Below are 24,214 nucleotides of genomic sequence, written 5' to 3'. Positions count from 1 at the left end.
GCGAGTGCTTCGGGTGGGCTCGAGTTATGTCTGTCGAGATCATGCGTGATGTTCCCTCGCGTGATAGCGAGAGCGGTCGCTCAGCGGGCCGGAAAACGGATGGCAGCAGCGGCTCATACGAATTCCTGTCAATCAGTACCGGCGCACTCGCATGACGGATTGGGTGTGCCGGGCCACAGCGACAGCAGACCGTCTCAGTTGCCTTTCTCGATCGGTGCGCTGACGAGGTTGCCCCACTCGGTCCAGGAGCCGTCGTAATTGACGGCGTCTTCGTAACCGAGCAGCTCGTGCAGGGCAAACCACGCGACCGACGAGCGTTCGCCGATGCGGCAGTAGGCGACGGTCGTCTCGTTGCCCGTAATGCCTTCCTCGGCGTAGAGTTCCTCGAGTTCGTCGCGAGATTTGAAGGTGCCATCGTCGTCGGTGACGGCGGCCCACGAGATGTTCTTCGCGCCGGGGATGTGGCCGCCACGCTGGGCGGTTTCCTGCAGTCCTGGCGGGGCCAGCACTTCGCCGGAGTACTCCTCGGGCGAGCGCACGTCGACGAGCGGCACGTCGCGCTCGATCGCTTTCTCGACATCGTCACGATAGGCGCGGATGTTCTCACGCGGGCCGGCGGCGTCGTAGTCGACGTCGTCGAAGTCAGGTACCTCGTCGGTGGTCGGATAGTCGTTCTCGAGCCAGTATTCACGGCCACCGTCGAGCAGATAGACGTTCTCGTGGCTGTAGTACTTGAACTGCCAGTAGGCATAGGCGGCGAACCAGTTTGCGTTGTCGCCGTAGAGGACGACCGTGTCGTCCTCGCTGATGCCGTGGCTGCCAAGCAGGTCCTCGAAGTCGTCTTTCGTGAGGATGTCGCGGGTGGTCTGGTCTTGCAGCTGGGTTTCCCAGTTGAAGCCGATCGCGCCGGGGGCGTGTACTTCGTCGTAGGCTTCCGTGTCGACGTCGACTTCGACGAGTCGGAGGTCGGAATCGCCGTCCTGGACGTCGTCGAGGTGCTCCTCGACCCAGTCAGCCGTGACGAGTGCGTCGGTAGCGTAGTCGTTTGCCATACACAGCCGTACAACTGTGATACACAAAGGAACTGCCTAACCGGTCAATTCGGACACCGGTCGACCGTGTCGGAAACACTTGCCGATGCTTTCCACACCGATTCTGCGGATCGGTCGGACGGGGCCCGTATTCGGCAGCGTCAAGACGCACGCGAGCGCACCGTGCGTGACCGCGACCGAGGCCGCCCTCGAGAACAAGCAAGTCTTGCCTCCGTCTCGGTAGCCACTGTTCGTCGTAATACCGGTGCGTACTCGGGTCTGCGCCACGTATGGCCGGCTAATGGACGACTCCGTCATCGTGTCCCCCGACTGGCTCGCAGCGCACTTGGACGATCCGACCGTGCACGTCGTCGACGTCAGAGACGCCTGGGAATACGACGGCATCGGACACCTGCCCGGCGCAGTGAACATCCCATTCGACAGCTACCGCAACGACAGTGATGTCGACCGGGGCACGTTACCCGGTGCCGAGGCCTTCGCCGATCTGCTCGGCGACGCGGGCATCAGCGAGGATGATACGATTGTCGCCTACGACGACACCCACGGCGTCTTCGCCGCCCGTTTCGTGCTCACCGCCATCGAGTACGGCCACGACGACGTCCGGCTGCTCGACGGCGACTTCAGTGCTTGGAACCGCGAGTACGAAACCACGAGTGAGACACCCGATGTCGAACCGACTGACTACGAGCCCGAGCCGCTCGAGCCCGAAGCGAGCCCGCTGGTCGGCTACGACGCCGTCGAAGCGGCTCTCGAGCGCGACGCCCTCTTTGTCGATACGCGCGAGCAAGACGAGTTCGAGGAGGCGCGTCTGCCGGGTGCTGTACGATTCGACTGGCGCGAGGTCGTCGACGAGGAGTCGCGGCGGCTGAAACCCGAGGCCGCCCTCGAGGACTTGCTTTCCGCCCGCGGGATCACGCCCGACCGCGAGATCGTCCTCTACTGTAACACCGCCCGCCGGATCAGCCACACCTACGTGGTCCTCAACGCCCTCGGATACGAAGACATCCACTTCTACGAAGGTAGTCTCACGGAATGGCGCGAGCACGACGGCGCGGTCGAGAGCGGGCCTGCGGACGCGTAAGCGTTCGCAGACGCATATGGATCGCGACGATCGTCTCGAGACTGCAAGCCGGATCTAGAGCCAGTCGTCGCCCGGATCGTCAGCAGTCGCTTCTTTATATGACTCGACCGCTGCCGCGAGGTTTTCGATGGCTTCCTCGGGGGTCTGTCCCTGACTCGAGACGCCGGTTACCTCGTCGTCGGCGATGTGGAGGCCGTGCTCGTTTTGGCGCATGGTCACGTCCGCGTCCGCGAGCGCTTCGTACTCGGAGGGGTCGACGTCTGCGTCGGAACTCATATGCGGGCGTTGTCGCGGTCGGGTGAAATACTCACCGACGCCGTCCGACTTGTCTCGGTGACCGATCCAGCAGTTCGGATCGGCTGTAGAAAAAGCCTTTAACGCCATCGCCCCGTAGACCGAGCAAATGGTACTCGACGATCTCGGGAGTTCTCTACGGGGCACCTTGGACAAGCTCCGCGGGAAGTCGCGACTCAGCGAAGAAGACATCGAGGAGATCGTCAAGGAGATCCAGCGATCGCTGCTCTCCGCCGACGTCGACGTCTCGCTCGTGATGGAGCTGTCGGACAACATCAAAGAACGCGCCCTTGAGGAAGAACCCCCTGCCGGCACCCCGGCGCGGGATTTCGTCCTCCGTATCGTCTACGAGGAGCTGGTCGACCTCATCGGCGAGTCGACCGAACTGCCCCTCGAGGAACAGACGATCCTGCTGGCGGGGCTGCAGGGGTCCGGTAAAACGACGTCCTCCGCGAAGATGGCCTGGTGGTTCTCGACGAAGGGACTGCGCCCGGCCGTCATCCAGACGGACACCTTCCGGCCCGGTGCCTACCAGCAGGCCAAAGAGATGTGTGCCCGCGCGGAGGTCGACTTCTACGGCAACCCGGACAACGATGATCCCGTCGAGATCGCCCGCAACGGGCTCGAGGCGACCAGCGAGGCCGACGTCCATATCGTGGACACGGCGGGTCGCCACGCGCTCGAGGATGACCTGATCGACGAGATCGAAGACATCGAGGGTGTCGTTCAACCGGACACCTCCTTGCTCGTCTTGGACGCTGCAATCGGGCAGGGTGCGAAGGATCAGGCCCAGCAGTTCGACGAGTCGATCGGCATCGACGGCGTCGTCATCACGAAACTCGACGGGACGGCGAAAGGTGGCGGTGCGCTGACGGCGGTCGATCAGACCGACTCCTCGATCGCCTTCCTCGGGACTGGTGAGGAGGTCCAGGACATCGAGCGCTTCGAGCCCGACGGCTTCATCTCGCGGCTGCTCGGGATGGGCGATCTCAGCCAGCTCGCCGAGCGCGTCGAGCGCGCGATGGAGCAGACCGAGATCGAGGAAGACGACTGGGACCCCGAAGACATGTTGCAGGGCCAGTTCACCCTGAACGATATGCAAAAGCAGATGGAGGCGATGAACAACATGGGGCCGCTCGATCAGGTGATGGACATGATCCCCGGCTTCGGCGGCGGGATCAAAGATCAGCTGCCCGACGACGCGATGGACGTCACGCAACAGCGGATGCGTACGTTCAGCGTCATCATGGACTCGATGACCGAGGCCGAAAAGGAGTATCCCAAGGCCATCGGCGCGAGCCAGATTGAACGCATCGCCCGCGGGTCGGGCACCAGCGAGGAGCAGGTCCGGGAACTACTCCAGCAGTACAAGATGATGGAGAAGACGATCAAGCAGTTCCAGGGCATGGGCTCCGACAAGGAGATGCAGCGCATGATGCAACAGATGCAACAGCAAGGCGGCGGTGGCGGTGGCGGAATGGGCGGTATGGGGCCGTTCTAAGCCGTCTCTTTTTTCGCCATCGAATAGCCAACTCGAGATCAATACCGATACGGCTCGAGTCCGGTGTCACCACGTTAATATCGCTCTAGACGAACCGTTCCGTAGAAATGAACCGTCGGCAGTATCTCGCCCGCACCGGCGCGGCCAGTCTGAGTACAGGGCTCTTTGCGTCGGTCGCAGGCTGTCTCGGTGGCCTTCCCGGCTCGTCGGACAACAGCGATGTGACGGTCAGCGATCGGACGGGTCAGCGCGCGCTCGACCGCGCCGCGGGCAGTCTGAACACGGCCGCACAGTCATTGACCGACCTCCAGGATCTCGAGAACCCCGAGGCGGTCGACTTCGATCCGACCGAGCCGCGAGCGCACATTGAGACGGCCCGCGGCCACCTCGAGACGGCCGCGGCCGAACTGGGCGACGACCGGGCCGCCGACGTGGCAACGCTTCGCTCGTATGCGGACGTCCTCGAGGGGCTCGTTGCCGTGACCGTCACCGTCACCGATGACGCGCTCGCCGACGACATCGACGCCGTCAACGCGGCACTCGCGGGATCGGGCGATCTCGAGGCGGCAAACGAGATCGTCGACGCCCGCTACGAGAAGATCGGCGGTGCGCGTGACCGTCACGCTGAGGCGACCGCGACGATCGCGGCTATCGACGGCGACCGGCTCGACGAATTGGCGGGGATCGATCTCGCCGACCTCGAAGACGGCGCGGCCACGCTCGGTGAGGTGGTGACGGCACTGGAGACGCTCGCCGGCTCTTACGACGCGACGCTGGATGCCGATGATGGGTATGGCGCGCTCGAGCGCGGGCAATCGCACGTAGACAGCGGCGAGTACGAGGCCGCACAGGGCGAGTTTGAGACCGCTGCAGCGACGTTTGCGACAGCCCTCGACCGGCTCGAGTCCGGCCGGACCGACGCTCCCGACGGACTCGACGACTATTTCGAGACGGCCATCTGTCAGAACCGACATCTTACCGACGCGGCAACGTCGTTCGCGGATGGGGCGGCCGCCGCGGCAGACGGCGACCCGACCGCCAGAACCCACCAATCGACGGGCGAAGCCGAACTCGAGGCAGTCCAGAACTGTTCCGACTAGTCGGATGAGTCGGTCGCTGGCGCGTCGCGTTCGTGAGTCGCCATCGGCGGCAGCTCGTCGATCAGGACGACGGCGCTCCCGTCCAGCACCGTCGTCTCGTTGCCGTCTAACACGGTGGTCTCGATCCGATATTTCGACCGTCCGAGATCCTCGACGACCTCGCAGACCGCGGTGGCACGGTCCCCGATCGAAAGCGGTGCGCGGAAGCTACTCTCCTGTGAGAGATAGATCGTCAGTCCCGGGAGCCGGGCGAGCGCCGCGCTGATCAGCCCGTTTGCAAGGACGCCATGGACGATCCGTTCGCCAAATCGAGTCTCGGCGGCGTAGGCTGCCTCGAGATGGAGCCGATTGGTGTCGCCGGTTACGTCCGCGAACGCCTCGACATCGTCGTCAGTGATCGACTTCGAGAACTGTGCGACGTCGCCGACCGAGACGGTCGACTCGTCTGCACTGCGGAACTCGAACGCCCAGTCGTCGCGCTCGTATTTCGTGTCCGTCCTGACCTGTCGGCGCGTCGGCGCAGCCTCGAGTCGACTCGGCCTATGGGCCAGGTGTGGCACGTAGTAGGAGAGTTCCGTCGTCGTGATGATTCCCTCGAGCGCGCCGTTGGCATCGGCAGCGTCGACAACCGGCAGGTGTTCGATGTGCGACGACTGCAACAACTCGACGGCGTCGACGATGGATGCAGTCGACTCGACCGTCGTCAGCGGTGTCGACATGACTGCCGACAGATCAACATGACCGAGGTCCTGCCGTTCGCAGAGCTGTGTCGCGAAGTCGCCTTCCGTGACGATCCCCACGGGCTCACCGGCTCGAGCCACGATCACCGAACTGACGCTCTCGTCGCGTAACAGCGTCGCTGCATCGGTCGCGGTCGCATCCGGCGGCGCGGTGACGACATCTTCGACCATGATCTCGGCGACCGGTATCGTGTCGTGCATTTGACGACCGTACGGCACCGACCCCTATCAGTCATTGTGGCCCCGTTCTGTCGTATCGTGCAGGCTGACGGTCACGACACTCTGTGTGGTGTCGCAACATCGATTCAGACGGTCTGCTGTCCCGCTGTCCCGGCCCGGCCGCAGTGCGGGTCGCGGCCGGCCGGCACTAACTGACAGGCGTCCGTCTCAGACGGGCTCGAGCAGGTCAGCGCCGGAGCCGCCCAAACAGCCGTGTGAGTTGCCGAGAACGCGGTACAGCAGCCGGCTCAGGCGTCGACCGGCCGACCGTCTTCGGTCGGCGGCGCGATATGGTCGATATACTCCTCGATGCTCGGCTCGTCGACCCGGACACGGACGGCGATCTCGCCGAGTTCGTCGGGTTCGCCGACCGAGAAGTTGACGTGGTCCTCGAAGGCAGCCTGCTTTTTCAGTGCGAAGGAGAAACTCTCGCCGTCACGATTAGAGAAGAATTCGCCGCGGGCAGTATCGAGGATCTCCTGACGGTGGAGCAACTCCGAGAAGTGGTCCATCGCGTGGGCCTCGCCACGAACCTCGCCGAACTCCTCTTCGATGTCGGCGTTCGGAAAGATATTCGCGACGGCATCGATCACGCGACTCGTGACCTCGGTGTCGTAGACCGGTGCCGTCACCTCGACGTCGACGCGGTAAATCTCACTCATGGGTCTGCTTCGGCCTCCGTACGTTTCTCGTCGTCGGTCCCGCGGATGATCGAGCGGATCCGGTCGTGAAACGCCTCGAGCGAGTCGGTGTTCTCGATGACGATGTCGGCCCGATCCATCGCGTCGTCCATCCCGAAGCCGCGCTCGCGCTCGTCGCGGGCAGCCAGGTCCTCGCCACCTTCGGCGGCGCTTGCGTCCCGGCCGCGGTCGTCGATCCGTTCGGCCCGAACCTCGAAGGGGGCCTCGATGCTGACCAGCGTGAACGCATCGCCGAAGGCCGCCTCGAAGACATCGACCTCGACACCCGAGCGGATGCCGTCGACCAGCACCGTCTCGTGTTGCTCGAGGCGGTCCTCGATCATCGGCAGCGATCGCTCGGCGATCGCCGTCGGGCCGTTTTCCTCGCGCAGCGCCTGTGCGACCGTCCCGTGGTCTTTCGCGGGATCGAGCCCGCGGTCGGCCGTCTCCTGGCGGACGACGTCGCCCATCGTCACCACCGGGATTCCGTCCTCGCGTGCGACGGTGGCTGCCTCGCCCTTGCCGCTCCCGGGCAGTCCCACCGTTCCGATGACGTGCATCGAGAAACCGTACCGGCGAGACGTGCATAAACGCTGTGTTCGTCGCTCGCACTGACCGTGTGCTCTCGTGGTGCCGGTTCGCTGCAACGGTTTTACCCTCGATTTCGTCACGTTGCAATCCGGTTCGGTGTGTCTCTCGAGGTGTGTCTGGTCGGATTTGCCCTCCTCGAGTCGAGGTGACTTATGCGTCCGCTATCGATCGATTTCTCACGCGAAACCGACGCGTTCGACGGTCGTATCTCGCTCAATCGTCCGAATGCTGCATCATTCGAGCAAACTCAGATTGATCGATGAAACGGAGATACGCTGTTATGTGGCTCTCAGGGACAGAGACAGGTGCCGTATCATGACAGACAAGATCATCGACAGGCGTCACTTCACGGCCGGAGTCGGCACCGGACTGATCGCTGCAGTGGCAGGTTGTATGGACAGCGGTGAATCCAGTAACGAGACGGCAGGCGACGAGTCGGGCGAACCGAGCGACGGATCTACGGAATCCAGTGACTTCGGCACCGGCGGGAACGAGTCCGACGACGGTGGACTCGGGAACGAATCCGACGGCGGACTGGGCAACGAGTCCACTGACGCCGACGCGAACTCGAGCAACGAGTCGACCGACGACACCACCGAAGCCGAGAGCGACAACGAGTCCGAGGTCGCGTTCTGACGCCGGGCAGCGGTAACGGCGATGCGATTGACATCCGGTTTTCTTTTTCGGGCGGTTCGTCGGATACTGGCTGACGGAATCCCAACTGCTTATACTGTTCCGTCGTGGATTTTGACTCGAGGGCACGTAGCTCAGTCCGGAAAGAGCGTCGGACTTCTAATCCGACGGTCGTGGGTTCAAATCCCATCGTGCCCGCTTCTGTCGCGAACACTTCGTGAGCGACAGTAGTACACTGAGATGGGTTTGAAGTAGACGGCGGCGAGCGATAGCGAGCCGCCGGCGTGGTTCAAATCCCATCGATCCTGTTACGGCTGCAGTCCGACAGCTTCGAGAATCGCTCGACGGTTGCCGCGGAGGCCCTCGAAGGCCGGGGTCGGCACGGCGATCGCACCGCAACGCCGGCGGGGTCGGTTTACGCTTCGCACGAAACCCTCCCTGGCGGGTGTCGCCACGGCGACAGCGCCAAAAAATCACAGCGCCCCACCCCCACCTCCGCACAGCAGAAATCCAGTTGAAACACTCGAAACGGTGATGTACTACTGCCTGATAAGACAACAATCCTTATTGTCTTATCAAATACTATATTGGCTATTGATGAAGCTATATTCAAGGGTTTGTCAGAATGGTCATGTATTAGATACAGATCCAAATCCGGATGCTGACCATCGACTTGATAGTCCCGATTTTTGTCCGGAATGTGGCACTGAGGCCTTCAAGACCTGTCCCAATTGTCTGGATACTCACATACCAGTTAATAAACCCTCGGAGGTTCCTCGACCTTTTGATAAAAGAGATCTACCAAACTATTGCTCTGGTTGCGGATCTGATTTCCCGTGGGTTGATCCGGTCAAAAATCACGAGACTCGCGATGGGTCTTTCATTGCTATCTCCGATAAGGATGTGTCTGGGAGATTCTACCTCCAATTAGTCCATGAAATAAATCAGTGCTACAGAGTAAATTCCAATAATGCCACATATGTTCTTTATCGAAAGTTAATTGAAAATCTCATTTATGATTCGCTGAGAGCATATCATGATTCGCCAGAAGATATTGGACTATATTTTGATAAAGAAAATGGAAGAAGACAGAATTTCGATGAACTCGTTAATTCTCTAAAGAAGAGCAAAGATGAACTTAAGCGATTTTCTAGCGCTGTTGATTCAGATTTAATCTACAAAATCAGAGAGTTCCAAGATAAAGGTAATTCTTCTGCCCATACTGTTGAGAACCTTGTAAAGGATGAGGAGATCAGTGAGAAGTCTAAAGACGCGACATACGTCGCTAAAGTTCTATTCCAGCTACGAGAGAACATATATACTACAAGCTAAGTCCAGACTAATCCAGCGCTCCGTTAGCGAACCTGGTTCCGTGTCAGCTGGCTTGCTTCAAGCGGCTCACTCGCGCGCGCCATTAAAAGTGTGGCACCAGATTGCGCGCCCATCGGTCGCGACGTTCCCAATCGGGAGCGAGCAGTGTGCGGTGGGCCAGTGTTCACTATATCAAAGAGGTGTAGCTGAACGTTTACAATTGAACACCGCCGCGCTGTCGTGCGAGTCTCGGTGTGGGAGTGGTCAAGCGATTCACCCAGCGGACTCTCACCGTTTCAATTGGAACAACAGGGCTCAGAAACGTTCATCCCAAGGCGGGTTGCCGCCCGCTGCATGGCGCTGAATAAGTTCCGAGAAACCCATGAACGCGCACAAGACAGTCGCAAACGCCCGACTCAGCGCAGACGAGTTACAGCGTTACCAGTGGCAGCATCGCGAGGACCCCGACGCCGAAGCCGACGGCCAGCTCTCGGTATCCGTGATTCGGCAGGTCCGAACCGGTCTCTATCGCTTCGGGGATGAACTCGGTGGCGACGAGATAGACCATCGCGCCGGCGGCGAAGCCAAAGCCGAACGGGAGGAACGAGTGGGCCCACGAGACGAACGCGTAGGCGATGACGGCACCGATCGGCTGTGGGAGGCTCGAGAAGATCGCTGCGCCGACCATCCGCCAGTTCGAGAGCCCCATTGCTCGCATCGGGATGGCAATGGCGGTCCCTTCTGGGATGTTGTGAATCGAGATTGCGATCGTCATGAAGACGGCGAGGATCGGGATCGAGAACCCGAGGACCGGCAGCCCGCCGTCCATGCCGAGTTCGGCGAACGAGACGCCGACGGCGACACCTTCCGGGAAACTGTGTATCGTGAGGATGCCGAGGATGAGCAGGAGGGTTTTCGGGTTCCCTTGGGCAACCGCTTTTGCCTCCAGTGCGTGGTCGTCGTGTGCGTGACTCCCACCGTCGGTCTGTACCGCCTTTGTGTCGTCGCTGACGGTCGGCTCGTCGTGGTCGTGTTCGGCGTCGTCGCCAATGTCGACGCGGTCAAGCACCCGGTCGCCGACTTCAACCAGCACAACGCCGGCGAGCAGGCCACCCACCATCATCGTGGGGAAGCCACCCGAAGCGGACGCCAGCCCCTCGTCGATGAGGCCGAACACCGACACCGTGACCATGATGCCCGATGCGATCCCCCAGAGGCCGACGTTCCATCGGTCGCTAAAGTCATCGATAAAGAAGAACGGCAGCGCACCGATCCCCGTGGCTATCGCGGTGATCAGTCCCGCGACGAACACCAGTATGATGGTTTCCATGCGTATGCCATTCGTAGCGTACCGTGACAAAGAAGTCTTTCGATTGCGAAAATAATGTTTTTGTCGCCCTAAAAATCCTGCCCGCTAGGGAAGGATAGTTTTTGCACGCCTAGAACTACGCTGGTATAGCAGCTTACTATCGAATCGCAAATCCTGCGTCTGCGTCCCGTCCGCTCGAGCACAAACGCTCAATATTCAAGCCACCAACATGAACGTATGGACGGTCGCCTGTGGCAACTCCTCGTGGATCCGGCGGCGTTTTTCGACGCCGACGTGCCGCCGCTCTCGCAGTCGGTCGGCGTGCTCATCGCGACCGGGGCAGTGTGTCTGGGAGTGCTCCCACCGGTGCTTTCGTTGCTCGAGTCGCCAGTGATTCCCGACGAGGTGGTCTTCGATGCGTTCCCGCCGCTCCGGTATGTCACAGCCGGCTGGGCGGTGTCCGTTCCCGGGATCGTGGGCGTTCTGCTCGCGGCTGTGCTTGCAGTGCCGCTGGTCGCTTGGATTGCGTTTGCGGCGCTGTTTTACCTGCTGTCGTGGCCGATCGCGAGTGAATCCGGCGTCGACCGAACAGTGAGTCTCGTCGCCTGGGGGTTCGTTCCCCAGCTTCTCGCGAACGGCATCACACTCGCGGCGCTGTTGGCTGCGTTTCCGGCGACACCGACCGAGAGCTGGCGGATCGGGGTCACAGTTCCGGCACGGATCTACGCGTCGCCGCCCGCGTTCGAGCCGCTGTTCGCTGTGGCGACCGTCGTCGGCGTGGGCTGTACGCTCTGGTCGGGCTATCTGTGGGCCCACGCTATCGCCGCCGCGCGTGGCCTGACGCTTCGACAGGGGCTTGCCGTCGTTGCCGTGCCGACGATACTCGTCGCTGGCCCGATTTGAGCCACTAACATCGGTGTTACGTGGTTGCGTTGGGGTCGCTGCTAGATTGATACGTCTGCAGTAACATTGTGTAACTACAGATGAGCGACGAGACGACTTCGGACGACGTATCGGTGATCGTTGTCGGCGGCGGCCCCGCCGGACTGAGTGCAGCCCTCTTTACGGCGAAAAACGGCCTCGAGACGACGGTGTTCGACACCGACGAGACGTGGATGCACAAGGCCCACCTGTTCAACTACCTCGGGGTCGGCTCGGTCGGCGGCAGCGAGTTCATGGCGACGGCCCGCCAGCAGGTCGACGACTTCGGCGTCGACCGCCGACAGGACGAGGAAGTGACCGCGGTCAGCGAAGCCGACGACGGCTTCGTCGTCGAAACCGAGGACAGCGAATACGAGGCCGACTTCGTCGTGCTCGCGACCGGTGCGAACCGCGACCTCGCCGACGACCTTGGCTGTGCGTTCGCCGATGACGACACCGTCGACGTCGGCGTCGACATGGAGACGAGCGTTGAGGGCGTCTATGCAACCGGCGCGATGGTCCGCCCCGAGGAGTGGCAGGCCGCTATCTCCGTGGGCGACGGTGCCGCCGCCGCACTCAACATCCTCTCGACGGTAAAAGGCGAACACTACCACGACTTCGATGTCCCTGCCGACGCCGAGCGCGTCTTCGGCGAACACGTCGCGGAGTGAACGCGACGATAGCCGACTCATTCGACCGAACCGACTCACACAACCCCACTACGATGGCTCACGACGAACCCACGCCAGTCACGCACGAACTACCCGACAGCCCCGTCCACACTTCGGGGACCGACCACATCACCATCTGGGGATCCAACGAGGAAGACACGATCGAGTTCTACCAGGACTTACTCGGCATGCCGCTGGTGTTGCGCCAGCCGAATCTCGACGATCCCTCACAGACCCACCTGTTCTTCGATACAGGTGACGGCCGCATCCTGACCTTCTTCGTCAGCGACGACCGCCCGTCTGCCCGCGGCCAGCGCGCCGGTGTCGGCGCAGTGCATCACCTCTGTTTCAGTATCGACCCCGACGAGTACGAGGTGACGATGCAGGCACTCGAGGACGCCGGCCACGGCTACAACGTCTTCGACCGGGGCATTTTCCACTCGATCTACACCCGCGACAACAACGGGCTCGTGATCGAACTCTCGACGGACAAATACGAAATCCCCGACGACCGTCGCGGCGAAGTGCTGGCCAAAGCTCAGGAACTCCGCGAGGAAGACGGGGCCGACTACGCCAAAGACGAGCACCTCCGCGGCGCAATCGAGGCCATCGGGCTCGAGGTCGTCGAACACGACCTGCCCGACGCCAGCGCCGGCGTCGGTGGGCTCGAATGAGCGCCGGCGAGCACGTCGACGGCCCCCATCAGGGCCAGCAACTCGCCACCGCCGGGACCGACCTCGAAGACGCCGAGGCGGCGCTCGTCTGCACCCACGGCCGCGGGGCGACCGCACGAGGGATGCTCCAGTTGGCCGCCGACGTCATTCAGGAGGGGGTCGCCGTCCTCGCGCCACAGGCAGCCCGCCAGACCTGGTATCCGAGCTCGTTTCTCGCGCCTGTCGAGCAAAACGAGCCCGGCCGCAGGTCGGGCCTGCAGGCGATCAGCGACGCGATCAACGAGGCTGCCGATGCGGGCATTCCGACCGAACGGGTCATGCTGATCGGTTTCTCGCAGGGTGCCTGTCTCGCCAGCGAGTATCTCGCGCGCAACCCACGCCGCTACGGCGGACTCGCCGCGCTCAGTGGGGGGCTCATCGGCGAAACACTGGACGACGAGTATCCCGGCGATCTCGAGGGGACGCCGGTCTTTCTGGGCTGTAGTGACACTGACCCATATATTCCCAAAGAACGGGTCCACGAGACGGCTGCCGTTCTCGAGTCGATGGACGCCGACGTGACGAAACGGCTCTACGAGGGGATGGGTCACGGCATCAACGAGGACGAACTCGCGGTCGTCTCAGAAATGGTCACGGCCCTTATCGACGTCTGATTGCGGTCGCGCTCGAGGTCCCCGAGTTAGCGGAAGACGGTCACCGGAACAGGTGCACGACGGACGATCTTCTCTGCGACGCTGCCGAGTAGGACCCGCGAGAGGCCGGATCGGCCGTGGCTGCCGATGATGATGTGATCGATGTCGTTGTCCTCCGCAAAGCGGACGACCTCGCGTGCGGGCTTGCCAACGGCTGTTTCGGTCTGAAAGTCGATGTCAGGATCGCTGACGATCGCTTTGATCTCCTCGGGGAGCTCCTTGGAGACTTTCTCCTCGCGGTCCCGGAACATCTCCTGTGCGGCCATGATCCCGGCTCCCGTGGAGCCGTCCGCCGCTTCGATGACGCGCAACAGCACGATTTCCTCGTCGGGATACGTGGTAAACGCGTGTTCGACTGCCTTCTGTGCGGGTTCGGAGCCGTCGTACGCGACGAGTATTGCCATACCTGTAATCTCGGTTTCCGACGTATAAACCCGATTGGTGCCCGACCGATCGGCTTCGCACCTCGCTGCTCTCGTGAAAACGCTTCGATAAAACTGCCTCGAGAATGGAGCGCGCCGCGTCTCGCGATTCTTTCCCACTTCGTTCGCTCCGAACCGCGCTACTCCTCGAACCCGTCTTCGAATCGGAACGTCCCGTCACGCTGGACGACCTCGCCGTCGACTTCGATGAACGAGTCGTCGCTCATGTCGACGATCATGTCGACGTGGACCGCCGACTCGTTCTGTTCGTTGTCCTCGCCGACGGTGTCGTCGTAGGCCCGACCGACGGCCATGTGGACGGTGTCGCCCATTTTCTCGTCGAACAGCATGTTGTAGGTGAACTGGTCGATGTCGCGATTCATCCCGATGCCAAGTTCTCCGAGTCGGCGCGCACCGTCGTCGGTATTGAGGACTTCCGTCAGGACGTCCTCGTTTTTCGCCGCCGAATGGTCGACGACCTCGCCGCCCTCGAACTCGAGGTAGACGTCCGTAATCTCGCGACCCTGGTGGTACAGTGGCATGTCGAACAGGACCTCACCCTCGACGCTGTCGGGCTGGGGTGCAGTGAAGACCTCGCCGCCGGGGAGGTTGTGTTCGCCGTGGTCATTCAGCGTCGGATTGCCTGCGACGGACATGGTCACGTCGGTCGTGTCGCCGCTTTTGATGCGGACCTCGTCGGCGGGGTCCATGATCTCGACCATGTGTTCCTGATGTTCGCGCTGGGCTTCCCAGTCTTTGTTGACCGCGTCCCAGACGAAGTTCTCGTAGCCTTCGGTACTCATCTCCGCGAGCTGGGCGTTGGCGGGTGCGGGGAACTGCGTGAGACACCAGCGTTTGGAGAGCCGTTCGTTCAAGATGGGCCGGTGGGCCTGCTGGTAGGCGGCGCTGATCTCGGGGTCGACGTCGCTTGTCTGGGTGACGTTGTCGCTGGCCCGGATCGCGATGTAGACGTCGCTGTGCTCGACGAGCGCGCGTTCGTGCTCGGGCGTCTCGAACTCGCCGTCGGACGCCCGCAGGAAGGCCCGCTGACTTCGCTTGCCGGTTCGCTGGCTCGTGGTGACGGGGTTTGCCCCCTGATCGCCGATCACTTCGTGGAGCGCGACGACCAGGTCCTCGGCGACCGGATGGGCGTCGATGATAACGTTGTCACCCTCCTCCAGATCGACCGAGTGGTTGGCAATGATCTCGGCGTGTTCCCGAATGCGTGGATCCATGTCCCGGTATTAGAAGGGGAGGGAAAAAACGGTTCGTGATGCGGAGCGTCGCCGACACGAGGCGTCTGCCCTGCTGTCGTCAGCGCTCACCGCGCATCCCATCGCGGAACTCGAGGACGGTTCGTCGCAAGAGGAGATACGCGAAAAAGACCAGCGACAGCAAAATGGCGACGACCGCGATGATGACGGGGTCGTCGGGGAGGAGGCCGATGATGGTATCCAGCATACGCGGCCGCTACACTGTCACTGTGGTTAACCGTTTCGACCTCGGTCGGTTGTATCCGTCTCAGTACCGCTGTAACTAAAATCGGAATTTCAGCTTGCGCCGACTATAACGTGGCGCGTCCCGTTCGTCCACGTAGGCCTCGAGTCGGCTGGCACGCCCTCCGTAGCGACCTCGTGCTCGAGGCCTGTCGCCCTCCCTGCGACACACCGGCCGTGCGACGGCTGCCTGCCCCCCAGGTTCGTCGTGACGGCCGGCACCCTCTGACATCGCCCTCGCGTCGCTCCCCGCTGGCGTCGTCCCCCAGTCCGAATCGCGTGCCGTCATGTCTGCGTTCGACGTCCGTTTCTGTGCCTCGCGTCACGCCGGCCGAACCTCGAACGACTCGATAGGCATCTCATCTGGTTGCCGGATCGTTCCGTCGAACCCGCCGTCGTCGCGTTTTTCGAGGACGGCAAATCCAGGCCGGTTCCCGCGCGGATCGGCGTGACTGCCGGGATTCAGAAGAGTGACATCGTCAGTCTCGACGACTGTCGGCCGGTGGCTGTGTCCGAAGACGACGAGGTCGGCACCGCGCGAGCGGCCGAACATCGCGAGTCCGGTCTCGCCGCCGTCCTGCCGGTGGGTAACGGCGATTCGGACGCCATCCCCCTCGACAACACGGGCCGCCGGCAGGCGCTCTCGAACTGCGGCGCTGTCGGCGTTTCCGTGGACCGCAAAGAAACGGTCACACTCCGCCTGGAAGGCCTCGAGTGCTGCTTCGCTTGTGAAATCGCCTGCGTGAACGACGATGTCAGCCTCGCGGGCGGCGGTCAGCGCTTCGCCCTCGAGTTCGTTGCCGTGGCGACTGTGTGTATCCGAGAAAATCGCGATCATGGTCGCAGTTGCCCCGGCAGTGACAGGTTCCTTTCGGATGCGATTGCTGCCCGTCGGCGCGGGGCTGGAGGCGTGCTAGTTGGATCGAACTCGAGCCAGTTGGCTCTAGACCGGCTTACACTTTTGGGAGGGCCGTTCGTAGTCGTCGCTGATGGCCAGTAGTACCTCCGTTGTCCTCGCCGCGCTGTTCGCAAACGGCGCGATCGCGGCGCTGAAGTTCGGCGGCTTTCTGCTCACGGGGAGTCCCGCCATGTTGTCGGAGACGTATCACTCGATTTCGGACACGGGCAATCAGGTCTTCCTGCTGATCGGAATCAAGTACGGCGCACAGGAAGCCACCCGCAGCCACCCGTTCGGCCACGGCAAGGCCCAGTTCTTCTATAGCTTACTCGTCAGCGTTATGCTCTTTGGCATCGCCGGCTGGGAGAGCGCCCGCCACGGGATCAGCGCGTTGCGAGCGGGTGGCGTCCACCGCGCCAGTGAGGACGTCACGCTACTCGGACAGACGTTCGATCCGGTCTACGTCAACTATGCCGTGTTGCTCGGTGCGATCGTCTTCGAATCCTATGCGTTCTGGAAGGCCTACCAAGGGATCAGCCGGCAGATGGACGAGTACGGCTGGACGACCTTCCGCGAAGCGTTTCACAAGACCAGCGACGTGACGACGCTGACCGCGCTGACTGAGGACACTATTGCACTCGCCGGCGCGGGGATCGCCCTCTTCGGGATCTATCTCACGCGAGTCACTGAAAATCCGATGTACGACGCCGGCGCGGCGCTCATTATCGGGATTATGCTCATGGGCTTTGCCGTCGCACTCGCCTGGGAGAACAAGCGGCTCATCCTCGGCGAAAGCCTCCCGAAAGCCGCCGAGGATGATCTCCGGGATATCGTCAGGGAGTGGGACGGCGTCACCGACCTCGTCGACTTCCGGACGGTCTACTTCGGGGCCGAAGAACTGCTCGTCACCGCCGATGTCGCCTTTGAGCCCGCCCTCGACGCCGAGACGATCGACGACCGCATTACTGATCTCGAGCGTGCCCTGAAAGCCCACAACGACCAGGTCCAGCGCGTCTACATCGAACCCGAAGCGTAGCGACGCCCGCACTACCTACTCGCCGGTTTCCTCGTTTCGATCGTCGTAGACGGCGACCACCGTCGATCCCGGCGGCTGGTCGTTCAGCACTGCCGTGACCGTCGTTTCCTCGAGATCAACTGTCGAGTGAAATCGCTGCCACCCCGCTCCGGTTTCGACGGCGACCGCGACGTCTGTCGGACTCGCACCGGGTGGCAGCGCTGTCGGATCGTAATCGAGTGTGATCCGGATCGCCTCGACCGCTCGAAGCTCGTCGCACGCGATGCAGTCGACGGGCGCACTCAGCGCAGCCGTCGGCACCTCGGTGTCGCTTCCGGCGAGCCCGAACGCCGCCGGGACCACGTTCGCCACGACGGCGACCCGGGCACCCACCTGCTCGAGGCTGTATTCCGCGACGGTACTGGCATCGTATCCAGGGATTGCCATACCGGAGGCAGCGTCTCGAGATATATGGACCTAGACCGCGCGGTTGCCGGCCGGTCGGCTGGACGGCGACACTCCCGGCCGATCGGGGAACGACGATCGAATCGAGACGAACGTTTTTATCGCAGCGCGAACCACTCACGGACTGTGTCCGAGACCGGGTATCTGCGCTTTTTCCCGTACGACCGGCCGTACGAGAATCAGCGCGAGGCGATGGACCGCATCCACAACGCCCTCACGCGGGGCCAGAACGTCCTCTTCGAGGGTGCCTGTGGGACCGGCAAGACCCTCTCGTCGCTGGTGCCGGCGCTTGAAGTCGCCCGCGAGCAGGACAAAACGGTCGTCATCACGACGAACGTCCACCAGCAGATGCGGCAGTTCGTCGCCGAGGCCCGCGCGATCACACGCGAAGAACAGATTCGTGCGGTCGTCTTCAAAGGCAAGTCCTCGATGTGTCATATCGATGTCGGCTACGAGGAGTGTCAGGCCCTGCGGGACAACACTCGCGCCCTCGTCGACGCCGAACGTGATCAGACGCAACTCGAGCGCCGCCAGCGCGAACTGCTGGCCGAAAGTCAAGACGGCGACGGTGCGGCCGCTGACGCCCGGTCGGCGGTGATGGACGAACTCGAGACAATCGAAGAGCGACTCGAGGATCTCGAGGAGCAAAACGTCTGTGACTACTATCGGAACAACCTGACTGGAGACACGGATGACTTCTTCGCGTGGCTCTTCGAGGACGTTCGCACGCCCGACGAGATCTACGAGTACGCCGACCGACAGCAGTTGTGCGGGTACGAACTCTTAAAGGAAGGCATCGAAGGCGTCGATCTCGTCGTCTGCAACTACCACCACCTGCTCGATTCGACGATCCGCGAACAGTTTTTTCGCTGGCTCGGCCGCGACCCCGAGGACGTCATCGCCGTCTTCGACGAGGCTCACAACGTCGAAGACGCCGCTCGAGAGCACGCCACCCGGACCTGTTCGGAGCGGACGTTCGACTCGGCGCTGGACGAACTCGCCGACACGGACGATCCACGCGCGGACGACGCCGCGAACGTCCTCTCGGCCTTTCACCGCGCACTGGTCGAAACCTACGAGGACTCCTTTGGCTTCGGCGAACGCGAGCAGATCAGCGAAAATTGGGAGGACGTCCCGATCGAAAACGACGACCGCAAGGACGATCTGACCCTCGAGTTTCTCCAGCGCTACTCCGGGCAGGGGATCGGTGAGGACCTCGAGGCTGCGATGCAACTCGGCCAGGAGTTAGACGAGGAGTACGAAGAAGCGTATCGCGAGGGCGAGACGGCCACGCGCACGGAGTGTCAGACCCTACAGGCCGCGGCCTTTGTCAGCGCGTGGATGAACGAAGGGTCCAACGACGGGCTCTACCCGGTCGTCTCCGTTACACGCGACGCCGGCACCGACGAGGTCTATGGGCGCGCGGAACTCTACACCTGCCTCCCGCGGCAGGTGACCGGGCGGCTCTTCGAGGAGGTTCATGCCACAGTCCTGATGAGCGCGACCATCCAGCCGTTCGAGGTCACCGAAGACGTGCTGGGACTCGAGAACGCTGTGACGATGGCCTACGGACTCGGCTTCCCCGAGGAAAACCGCCGGACGTACGCCGTCGAGACGCCGCCGCTGTTCTCATCGGATCGTGATGATCCCGTGGTCCAGAACGAGGTGACCGAAACGATCCACGACGCCGTCCGGATGACGCCCGGTAACACGCTCGCTTTCTTCCCCAACTACGGCGAGGCCAGCCGGTACGCAAAGCGCCTCGAGAACAGAAGCGACCGGCCGGTCTATCTGGACGAGCCGGGTGAGGCCGTCGAAGACCTTCGTCAGGAGTTCGTCGCGGACGACGATGCAGTGTTATGTACCTCGCTGTGGGGCACCCTCGCGGAAGGAGTGAGTTTCGACGGCGACGACGCGCACACTGTGTTGGTCGTCGGCGTACCTTACCCGCATCTAGATGACCGAGCCGAGGCCGTCCAGGAGGCCTACGACGCCGCCTTCGACGGCACCGACACCGGCTGGCGCTATGCAGTCGAAATTCCGACGGTCCGTAAGACCAGACAGGCGCTGGGTCGGGTCCTCCGGTCGCCCGACGAGGTCGGTGTCCGCGCGCTGCTCGACCGGCGCTATTCGCGGTCGGCCAAGTCGGAGCTGGGAAAGTACAGCGTCAACGGCACGTTTCCCCACGCAGAACGCGAGGAACTGATCGATATCGACCCGGGAAAACTCAAGTTCGCGATGCGCAACTTCTACGGCGACCACGACGCGTACGACGGCGAGCCGCCGGCACCGTAGGCTTGCTCGCGGTAAGCCGCTGGCTGCTGTGCGCTGACTCAGTCAGCAGCCACTGCCTCGAGCGGCTCCCAGTCCTGGTAGCCACCGGCCATACTCACGACGCGCTCGGCGTCGCCGTACTCCGTGATAAGCCGGGCGGCTTGAATCGACGAGTTGCCCCGGTAACAGTAGACGACGACCTCGTCAGCCCAGTCGCGGTCGACGACGGTCTCCTCGAGTTCCTCGATAGTGACGTGGTCAGCCTCGGGGAGGTGGCCGTCGGCGTAGTCTTCGTCCTCACGGATGTCGATCAGGTCGAACTCGTCGCCGCGCTCGAGGCGTTCGCGAACCGTCTCGGTGGAGACTTCCTCGATCATGCTCGCTTTCGGAGGTAGATGCGGTAGGTCGCGTCGCCGCTGCGCCAGACCTGTGCCTCGGCGTCGTCGCCGACGGCGCGGGGCACGTTTTCCGTACAGGGGACGTGATCGGTCTCTTGGACGAGCAACTCGCCCGCCTCGAGTTCCTGCAGGCCTTTCTTGGCCTCGACCTGCGGATAGGGACAGACCTCGCCGGTCATATCTTGGACGAGGTCGGCCTCCTCGAGCAGCGCTTCGGCGTCGTCGTCGGTCAATTCGTCTGGCGTGTTCGTGACGTCGTCGATGGATGGCATTGTAATCGTGTATCGTGTTGTGAGTGGCAGTGAGCGAGCGATTCAGATCGCACAGCCGACTTCGCGGTAGATCCAGTGGGTCATCACGTAGACGCCGGCGACGATGCCGACGGCTGCGATAAACGAGTGGATCGACAGCTCCGCGATGCCGGAGTAGATGTTCCCGATGTTGCAGCCAGGGGCGAGCCGCGAGCCCGCGCCCATCATGAGGCCGCCAACGACGGCGTTGGGGAGCCGTCGGCGCTTCGGGACCCGGAGGGCGAAGTCGCCGCTCCAGAGGGCGGCGAGGAACGCGCCGACGATGACGAACGCGATCATCACCATGTCGACGGTCACGCCGACGCCCTGGCCCTGAAAGAGGATTGACCCCCAGTACTCGAACGAGCCGGCGTCGACGCCGACCTGCGAGAGGAGATAGCCCGTCCAGCGGGCCTCGGGGCCGGTGACGCCGACGATCGAGACCTGGGTGAACCAGAGCACGGCGGCGGCGGTGATTCCGAGCGCCGCAGTGCGTGGGTCCCACGGTTGCTTGCTCGCGGCGATTGGGTGTCGCCACGCGCGAACGAGCCCGCGGAAATAGGCGTTCGTTCCGCGTGCGAACCCGCGCAGGCCCGCGACCGGCGCGAGGAACGCAGCCGGGGTGAGCTGGGCCACGTCGGCGCGTTCGCCGAAGTCGGTGGCAGTCGACGCACGACCGGTCAGCGTCGCGTAGACGAGAAGTCCAGCGAGTGCGACTGCGAGGCCGACCAGACCTGCCGGAACGGACGTAACGGTAAACAGGCTCGCGCCTTCACCGACCGTCAGCGGCTCGAAGTACGTGCGCTCGAGCGTCGGGAAGGCGACAGTGAAGCCGGCGTAGCCGACGCCCATGAACAGCAACGTGAGCCAGAACTGCAGATAGCCCTCACCGGCGCGGTAGAGTGTGCCACTGGCACAGCCACCGGCGTAGGTCATTCCGACCCCGAAGATGAAGCCGCCGACGAGCCCTGTCAGCCCCCAGTTGGGCGTCCAGAACCCTTGATAATACCCGAATTGGTACGCGATACCCCAGAAGATCATCGTCAGAAACGTCGCTGCGAGGACGCCTTTCGTGACCCGCGAGTCCTTGTATGCGAAGAAGTCCCGGAAGGCGTTGACGAAGCAGAATCGCCCCTTCTGGAGGAAGGCTCCGAGGGCGAGTCCGACGACCGCTGCGACGAGTAGCGTTGCGACCACACCGGAACCAGTAGCCAGATGGACTTAATCCGCAGCGAGCCGGCTGACGCTACCCCGACTCTTGACGCCTCTCTCTGTGTCGAATTCCGGAATCTCTCCCGTTCAGACCGGTCGCGGCCGGTGACGGGCCGCCGTGGTCGATGACGGCGGTAGCAGCGATATTTGCGGGGACCTCGGACGCGCTATATCACGCGTTTTGGCCGACAGCGCGCGTGAGGGGCCCTACGACGGCAAGGAGACGCGACTCACCGGTAACTTGTACGTCCCGTCCCAGAACTCGAGTTCGCTGACCGTCCAGCGGACGGGCTCGATCTCGCGGTCGGCCAGCCGCTTTGCGGTCTCGATGTCGCCCCCACGGGCCAGCGTCACATGGGGGACGTAGTCTGTCCCCTCGAGGCCCTCGACGACGTCGAAGGCCTCGGTGAGGTCAGCGTGAATAGCCTCGAGGCCGGGACTCTCGACGGCTAGGTAGACGACGGGAGCTGATCCCAGCGGCGGGTCCGCGAAGTAGTCGATGCCTGTAATTTCGGCTTCGACGGCGGGTGCGCCCTCGAGCGCGCGGTGGGCGCGGTGTTGGAGTTGTGCGACGTGGTCGGCCTCGCCGAGTCGCTTGAGCAGACACGAGTGGTCCTCGCGGACGGTCTCGAAGCCGACCAGCTCGGGATAGAGGCGATCCGCGAGCTGGCGAACGCGACCGGGGACTGGGACGTTGACGCTGTACACTTCGGCCGATATTGGGTCGAGGCGGGTATCAGTCTGGTGGTTTCGGGGCTCGACGCCGCTGTCAACGGCCAGTTCAGATGCGGTCGAGCAACCAGAGCACGATCAGGACGGCGATCGCGAGCTGGACGATCACGAAGAAGGGGCCGAGCAGCCAGGCGAGCCCGCTGATGACCGCCTCGAGGACCTCGAGGACGAGCAAGATGGCGATCAGTCCGAGGACGAGTTTGAGCAGCGTCTCGACCTCAAGTTCGCCGCGAATGTCAGACATATATGCTCATATCATTGCGAATGTATGAAAAATATACCGTTACTGTGTCGGAAAGACCTATTTAGATGGCCACGGCATATGTCCGTAATGGAGGTGAGGGGGCTGCGAGCCCTGGTCTGCCTGCTCGTGGTGGTTGCATGTTCGGGTGCGTACGCCCCGGCGGTGCCTGTGACAGCGGATGCTGGGACGCAGACAGTGCTGCGACAGGTCCAAGCGGACAATGGTGGTGCGGCGATGAACGACTCTGTGCAACTCGAGGATGCCGATCGAATCCACATCGACGTCTTCATCGCCGAGAACGGTTCTGCGCAGGTAACCACGGACTATCAGTTCTACCCCGACGAAAACGGGTCGATGGCGCGGTGGGAGTCGCTGCGGTCCAATATCTCGGCGAACACCGACTCGTACGTCGCGACGGAACGACGCCAGTGGAACGAGACGGTTGCGAAGGGTGAAAACACGACCGAGCGGGAAATGAACATTTCAAACCTATCAGTTACGACGGAAGAAGACTCCCAGCCCGAGGAGATCGGGCATGCCAAAGTCACCTTTCAGTGGTCGGATTTTGCCCACGTCGAGCTAAACCGGATCGAGGCGGGTGCTGCCCTGTCCGGGTTTACGCTCAGCAACGAGACGACGCTGCAGTTTCGCTGGCCGGAGGCATACACGATCTATGAGAACGAAGGCGAACCGTACGTCGACCCAGCGCCGGACGAACGATCCGAGGGACTGGTAAAGTGGACCGGTGAGAAAACCTTCCCCGACGATCAGCCACGAGTCGTTCTGATCAAAAACGGCGACTCAACGACGGCGCAGACGCCGACCGACGGTGGCCCGCCAATGCCGTGGGTGATCGTCTTTCTCGCGCTGGCCCTGTTGGCGACCGTTGGCATCGCAGGCTGGTTCCGGAGTCGCAATCGACCCCGTAGTGGTGAAACCGACGGCGAGACCGACGTCGCATGGCGAGCAGACGGCTCGAGTGCAGCCGACTCGAGCATGACTGAGACGCCGCCGGAACTGTTGAGCAACGAAGAACGGGTATTACGGCTGCTCGAGCAACGCGGCGGGCGGGTCAAACAGCAGGATGTCGTCTCGGAACTGGACTGGACCGAGGCGAAAACGAGTCAAGTCGTCGGCGACCTCCGCGAGGACGACGAAATCGAGGTCTTCCGCATCGGTCGGGAGAACGTCTTGTCACTGCCCGACAACGAGTAAGTTCCCGCCCTGTGACGGCGATGTAGCAGGTTTTAATACTGTGGGTTCGCAGTACTCAGACAATGAGCCAGACCGTCGGCACCA

At 62.6% G+C, this 24,214-nt stretch carries 28 protein-coding genes and 1 tRNA gene; 13 read left to right on the top strand and 16 right to left on the bottom strand.

The window, feature by feature from the left end; translation table 11 throughout:
- Window positions 1–194: 194 nt before the first annotated feature.
- Entirely contained in the window at window positions 195–1,052 is an 858-nt protein-coding gene (locus BSG09_RS11805) for a sulfurtransferase (RefSeq protein WP_092933340.1), read from the bottom strand.
- A gap of 280 nt (window positions 1,053–1,332) precedes the next feature.
- Between BSG09_RS11805 and BSG09_RS11800 the strand changes: the two genes are divergently transcribed.
- Window positions 1,333–2,133, top strand: coding sequence for a sulfurtransferase (locus tag BSG09_RS11800; protein ID WP_092933338.1), 801 nt, complete (start codon window positions 1,333–1,335; stop codon window positions 2,131–2,133).
- 54 nt (window positions 2,134–2,187) lie between these two features.
- Here BSG09_RS11800 and BSG09_RS11795 read toward each other — a convergent pair whose 3' ends face one another.
- Entirely contained in the window at window positions 2,188–2,409 is a 222-nt protein-coding gene (locus tag BSG09_RS11795) for a type II toxin-antitoxin system HicB family antitoxin (protein ID WP_092933336.1), read from the bottom strand.
- A 127-nt stretch (window positions 2,410–2,536) separates the two neighbouring features.
- On the opposite strand from BSG09_RS11795, the gene BSG09_RS11790 reads away from it, so the two are divergent.
- Both BSG09_RS11790 and BSG09_RS11785 read left to right on the top strand, forming a co-directional pair.
- Complete coding sequence (locus BSG09_RS11790) at window positions 2,537–3,928, top strand: signal recognition particle protein Srp54 (protein WP_092933334.1); 1,392 nt, start codon at window positions 2,537–2,539, stop codon at window positions 3,926–3,928.
- A gap of 107 nt (window positions 3,929–4,035) precedes the next feature.
- Window positions 4,036–5,028 (top strand): hypothetical protein, encoded by a 993-nt coding sequence (locus tag BSG09_RS11785; RefSeq protein ID WP_092933332.1) that lies wholly within the window; start codon window positions 4,036–4,038, stop codon window positions 5,026–5,028.
- On the opposite strand, the gene BSG09_RS11780 is transcribed toward BSG09_RS11785, so the two are convergent.
- The 3 genes from BSG09_RS11780 to BSG09_RS11770 form a co-directional block, all read right to left on the bottom strand.
- The gene (locus BSG09_RS11780; protein ID WP_092933330.1) at window positions 5,025–5,969 is read right to left on the bottom strand and encodes a CBS domain-containing protein; all 945 of its coding nucleotides are present in this window, start codon (window positions 5,967–5,969) and stop codon (window positions 5,025–5,027) included. The two genes, BSG09_RS11785 and BSG09_RS11780, sit on opposite strands and share 4 nt — an antisense overlap.
- Window positions 5,970–6,235: 266 nt before the next feature.
- On the bottom strand, window positions 6,236–6,649 hold the full coding sequence (locus BSG09_RS11775) for an RNA-binding domain-containing protein (RefSeq protein WP_092933328.1): 414 nt from the start codon (window positions 6,647–6,649) through the stop codon (window positions 6,236–6,238).
- Window positions 6,646–7,227: an AAA family ATPase gene (locus BSG09_RS11770; protein ID WP_092933326.1), complete on the bottom strand. Its 582-nt coding sequence runs from the start codon at window positions 7,225–7,227 to the stop codon at window positions 6,646–6,648. Before BSG09_RS11770 ends, BSG09_RS11775 begins: the two co-directional genes overlap by 4 nt.
- Before the next feature lie 346 nt (window positions 7,228–7,573).
- Here BSG09_RS11770 and BSG09_RS11765 point away from each other — a divergent pair, with 346 nt between their 5' ends.
- From BSG09_RS11765 to BSG09_RS11755, 3 genes are all read left to right on the top strand, one after another.
- Window positions 7,574–7,894 carry a hypothetical protein gene (locus BSG09_RS11765; protein WP_223174711.1) on the top strand — a complete coding sequence of 107 codons (321 nt, stop codon included), beginning with the start codon at window positions 7,574–7,576 and terminating at the stop codon, window positions 7,892–7,894.
- Between the two features lie 120 nt (window positions 7,895–8,014).
- Window positions 8,015–8,089: transfer RNA gene (locus BSG09_RS11760), tRNA-Arg, on the top strand.
- 399 nt (window positions 8,090–8,488) lie between these two features.
- Complete coding sequence (locus tag BSG09_RS11755; RefSeq protein WP_175542194.1) at window positions 8,489–9,223, top strand: DUF2321 domain-containing protein; 735 nt, start codon at window positions 8,489–8,491, stop codon at window positions 9,221–9,223.
- A gap of 409 nt (window positions 9,224–9,632) precedes the next feature.
- Here BSG09_RS11755 and BSG09_RS11750 read toward each other — a convergent pair whose 3' ends face one another.
- Window positions 9,633–10,532 (bottom strand): ZIP family metal transporter, encoded by a 900-nt coding sequence (locus BSG09_RS11750; RefSeq protein WP_092933322.1) that lies wholly within the window; start codon window positions 10,530–10,532, stop codon window positions 9,633–9,635.
- 216 nt (window positions 10,533–10,748) lie between these two features.
- Here BSG09_RS11750 and BSG09_RS11745 point away from each other — a divergent pair, with 216 nt between their 5' ends.
- The 4 genes from BSG09_RS11745 to BSG09_RS11730 all read left to right on the top strand — a co-directional run bounded on the left by BSG09_RS11745 (window position 10,749) and on the right by BSG09_RS11730 (window position 13,430).
- A complete protein-coding gene (locus BSG09_RS11745; RefSeq protein ID WP_092933320.1) occupies window positions 10,749–11,414 on the top strand; it encodes a YIP1 family protein in 666 nt (221 codons plus the stop codon).
- 80 nt (window positions 11,415–11,494) lie between these two features.
- Window positions 11,495–12,103, top strand: a complete 609-nt coding sequence (locus BSG09_RS11740; protein ID WP_092933318.1) for an NAD(P)/FAD-dependent oxidoreductase — start codon at window positions 11,495–11,497, stop codon at window positions 12,101–12,103.
- A gap of 53 nt (window positions 12,104–12,156) precedes the next feature.
- Entirely contained in the window at window positions 12,157–12,777 is a 621-nt protein-coding gene (locus tag BSG09_RS11735; protein ID WP_092933383.1) for a VOC family protein, read from the top strand.
- A complete protein-coding gene (locus BSG09_RS11730; RefSeq protein ID WP_092933316.1) occupies window positions 12,774–13,430 on the top strand; it encodes an alpha/beta hydrolase in 657 nt (218 codons plus the stop codon). Before BSG09_RS11735 ends, BSG09_RS11730 begins: the two co-directional genes overlap by 4 nt.
- 26 nt (window positions 13,431–13,456) lie before the next feature.
- Here the strand turns inward: BSG09_RS11730 and BSG09_RS11725 are convergent, their stop codons facing one another.
- The 4 genes from BSG09_RS11725 to BSG09_RS11715 form a co-directional block, all read right to left on the bottom strand.
- Window positions 13,457–13,873, bottom strand: coding sequence for a universal stress protein (locus BSG09_RS11725; RefSeq protein ID WP_092933314.1), 417 nt, complete (start codon window positions 13,871–13,873; stop codon window positions 13,457–13,459).
- Between the two features lie 158 nt (window positions 13,874–14,031).
- Entirely contained in the window at window positions 14,032–15,126 is a 1,095-nt protein-coding gene (locus BSG09_RS11720; RefSeq protein ID WP_092933312.1) for an aminopeptidase, read from the bottom strand.
- Between the two features lie 79 nt (window positions 15,127–15,205).
- The gene (locus BSG09_RS20835) at window positions 15,206–15,352 is read right to left on the bottom strand and encodes a DUF7859 family protein (RefSeq protein ID WP_008013832.1); all 147 of its coding nucleotides are present in this window, start codon (window positions 15,350–15,352) and stop codon (window positions 15,206–15,208) included.
- A 357-nt stretch (window positions 15,353–15,709) separates the two neighbouring features.
- On the bottom strand, window positions 15,710–16,225 hold the full coding sequence (locus BSG09_RS11715; protein WP_092933310.1) for a metallophosphoesterase: 516 nt from the start codon (window positions 16,223–16,225) through the stop codon (window positions 15,710–15,712).
- Window positions 16,226–16,376: 151 nt separating this feature from the next.
- On the opposite strand from BSG09_RS11715, the gene BSG09_RS11710 reads away from it, so the two are divergent.
- The gene (locus BSG09_RS11710) at window positions 16,377–17,321 is read left to right on the top strand and encodes a cation diffusion facilitator family transporter (protein WP_092933308.1); all 945 of its coding nucleotides are present in this window, start codon (window positions 16,377–16,379) and stop codon (window positions 17,319–17,321) included.
- Window positions 17,322–17,336: 15 nt separating this feature from the next.
- Here the strand turns inward: BSG09_RS11710 and BSG09_RS11705 are convergent, their stop codons facing one another.
- Window positions 17,337–17,747, bottom strand: a complete 411-nt coding sequence (locus BSG09_RS11705) for a hypothetical protein (protein ID WP_092933306.1) — start codon at window positions 17,745–17,747, stop codon at window positions 17,337–17,339.
- A gap of 144 nt (window positions 17,748–17,891) precedes the next feature.
- Here BSG09_RS11705 and BSG09_RS11700 point away from each other — a divergent pair, with 144 nt between their 5' ends.
- Entirely contained in the window at window positions 17,892–20,060 is a 2,169-nt protein-coding gene (locus BSG09_RS11700) for an ATP-dependent DNA helicase (protein WP_223174712.1), read from the top strand.
- A 38-nt stretch (window positions 20,061–20,098) separates the two neighbouring features.
- Here the strand turns inward: BSG09_RS11700 and BSG09_RS11695 are convergent, their stop codons facing one another.
- From BSG09_RS11695 to BSG09_RS11675, 5 genes are all read right to left on the bottom strand, one after another.
- Window positions 20,099–20,416: a rhodanese-like domain-containing protein gene (locus tag BSG09_RS11695; protein ID WP_092933304.1), complete on the bottom strand. Its 318-nt coding sequence runs from the start codon at window positions 20,414–20,416 to the stop codon at window positions 20,099–20,101.
- Window positions 20,413–20,709, bottom strand: a complete 297-nt coding sequence (locus BSG09_RS11690) for a sulfurtransferase TusA family protein (protein WP_092933302.1) — start codon at window positions 20,707–20,709, stop codon at window positions 20,413–20,415. The genes BSG09_RS11695 and BSG09_RS11690 overlap by 4 nt, the downstream gene beginning before the upstream one ends.
- Window positions 20,710–20,751: 42 nt before the next feature.
- A complete protein-coding gene (locus BSG09_RS11685) occupies window positions 20,752–21,924 on the bottom strand; it encodes a YeeE/YedE family protein (RefSeq protein WP_092933300.1) in 1,173 nt (390 codons plus the stop codon).
- A 222-nt stretch (window positions 21,925–22,146) separates the two neighbouring features.
- A complete protein-coding gene (locus tag BSG09_RS11680) occupies window positions 22,147–22,647 on the bottom strand; it encodes a 2'-5' RNA ligase family protein (protein ID WP_092933298.1) in 501 nt (166 codons plus the stop codon).
- 73 nt (window positions 22,648–22,720) lie between these two features.
- Window positions 22,721–22,915: a DUF7554 family protein gene (locus BSG09_RS11675; protein WP_092933296.1), complete on the bottom strand. Its 195-nt coding sequence runs from the start codon at window positions 22,913–22,915 to the stop codon at window positions 22,721–22,723.
- Between the two features lie 87 nt (window positions 22,916–23,002).
- Here BSG09_RS11675 and BSG09_RS11670 point away from each other — a divergent pair, with 87 nt between their 5' ends.
- Window positions 23,003–24,130, top strand: coding sequence for a helix-turn-helix transcriptional regulator (locus BSG09_RS11670; RefSeq protein ID WP_092933294.1), 1,128 nt, complete (start codon window positions 23,003–23,005; stop codon window positions 24,128–24,130).
- Window positions 24,131–24,214: the final 84 nt, after the last annotated feature.

The organism is Natrinema hispanicum (assembly GCF_900111485.1).
Taxonomy (GTDB): Archaea; Halobacteriota; Halobacteria; order Halobacteriales; family Natrialbaceae; genus Natrinema; species Natrinema hispanicum_A.
This window is presented reverse-complemented; position numbering and strand designations above follow the sequence as displayed.

Coding starts and splice junctions, on each gene's coding strand:
- BSG09_RS11755 (WP_175542194.1), top strand. CDS start 8,489: ATGAAGCTATATTCAAGGGTTTGTCAGAATGGTCATGTATTAGATACA.
- BSG09_RS11735 (WP_092933383.1), top strand. CDS start 12,157: ATGGCTCACGACGAACCCACGCCAGTCACGCACGAACTACCCGACAGC.
- BSG09_RS11730 (WP_092933316.1), top strand. CDS start 12,774: ATGAGCGCCGGCGAGCACGTCGACGGCCCCCATCAGGGCCAGCAACTC.
- BSG09_RS11720 (WP_092933312.1), bottom strand. CDS start 15,126: ATGGATCCACGCATTCGGGAACACGCCGAGATCATTGCCAACCACTCG.
- BSG09_RS11715 (WP_092933310.1), bottom strand. CDS start 16,225: ATGATCGCGATTTTCTCGGATACACACAGTCGCCACGGCAACGAACTC.
- BSG09_RS11710 (WP_092933308.1), top strand. CDS start 16,377: ATGGCCAGTAGTACCTCCGTTGTCCTCGCCGCGCTGTTCGCAAACGGC.
- BSG09_RS11690 (WP_092933302.1), bottom strand. CDS start 20,709: ATGCCATCCATCGACGACGTCACGAACACGCCAGACGAATTGACCGAC.
- BSG09_RS11765 (WP_223174711.1), top strand. CDS start 7,574: ATGACAGACAAGATCATCGACAGGCGTCACTTCACGGCCGGAGTCGGC.
- BSG09_RS11675 (WP_092933296.1), bottom strand. CDS start 22,915: ATGTCTGACATTCGCGGCGAACTTGAGGTCGAGACGCTGCTCAAACTC.
- BSG09_RS11740 (WP_092933318.1), top strand. CDS start 11,495: ATGAGCGACGAGACGACTTCGGACGACGTATCGGTGATCGTTGTCGGC.
- BSG09_RS11695 (WP_092933304.1), bottom strand. CDS start 20,416: ATGATCGAGGAAGTCTCCACCGAGACGGTTCGCGAACGCCTCGAGCGC.
- BSG09_RS11750 (WP_092933322.1), bottom strand. CDS start 10,532: ATGGAAACCATCATACTGGTGTTCGTCGCGGGACTGATCACCGCGATA.
- BSG09_RS20835 (WP_008013832.1), bottom strand. CDS start 15,352: ATGCTGGATACCATCATCGGCCTCCTCCCCGACGACCCCGTCATCATC.
- BSG09_RS11780 (WP_092933330.1), bottom strand. CDS start 5,969: ATGCACGACACGATACCGGTCGCCGAGATCATGGTCGAAGATGTCGTC.
- BSG09_RS11800 (WP_092933338.1), top strand. CDS start 1,333: ATGGACGACTCCGTCATCGTGTCCCCCGACTGGCTCGCAGCGCACTTG.
- BSG09_RS11745 (WP_092933320.1), top strand. CDS start 10,749: ATGGACGGTCGCCTGTGGCAACTCCTCGTGGATCCGGCGGCGTTTTTC.
- BSG09_RS11705 (WP_092933306.1), bottom strand. CDS start 17,747: ATGGCAATCCCTGGATACGATGCCAGTACCGTCGCGGAATACAGCCTC.
- BSG09_RS11775 (WP_092933328.1), bottom strand. CDS start 6,649: ATGAGTGAGATTTACCGCGTCGACGTCGAGGTGACGGCACCGGTCTAC.
- BSG09_RS11795 (WP_092933336.1), bottom strand. CDS start 2,409: ATGAGTTCCGACGCAGACGTCGACCCCTCCGAGTACGAAGCGCTCGCG.
- BSG09_RS11670 (WP_092933294.1), top strand. CDS start 23,003: ATGGAGGTGAGGGGGCTGCGAGCCCTGGTCTGCCTGCTCGTGGTGGTT.
- BSG09_RS11770 (WP_092933326.1), bottom strand. CDS start 7,227: ATGCACGTCATCGGAACGGTGGGACTGCCCGGGAGCGGCAAGGGCGAG.
- BSG09_RS11725 (WP_092933314.1), bottom strand. CDS start 13,873: ATGGCAATACTCGTCGCGTACGACGGCTCCGAACCCGCACAGAAGGCA.
- BSG09_RS11785 (WP_092933332.1), top strand. CDS start 4,036: ATGAACCGTCGGCAGTATCTCGCCCGCACCGGCGCGGCCAGTCTGAGT.
- BSG09_RS11805 (WP_092933340.1), bottom strand. CDS start 1,052: ATGGCAAACGACTACGCTACCGACGCACTCGTCACGGCTGACTGGGTC.
- BSG09_RS11790 (WP_092933334.1), top strand. CDS start 2,537: ATGGTACTCGACGATCTCGGGAGTTCTCTACGGGGCACCTTGGACAAG.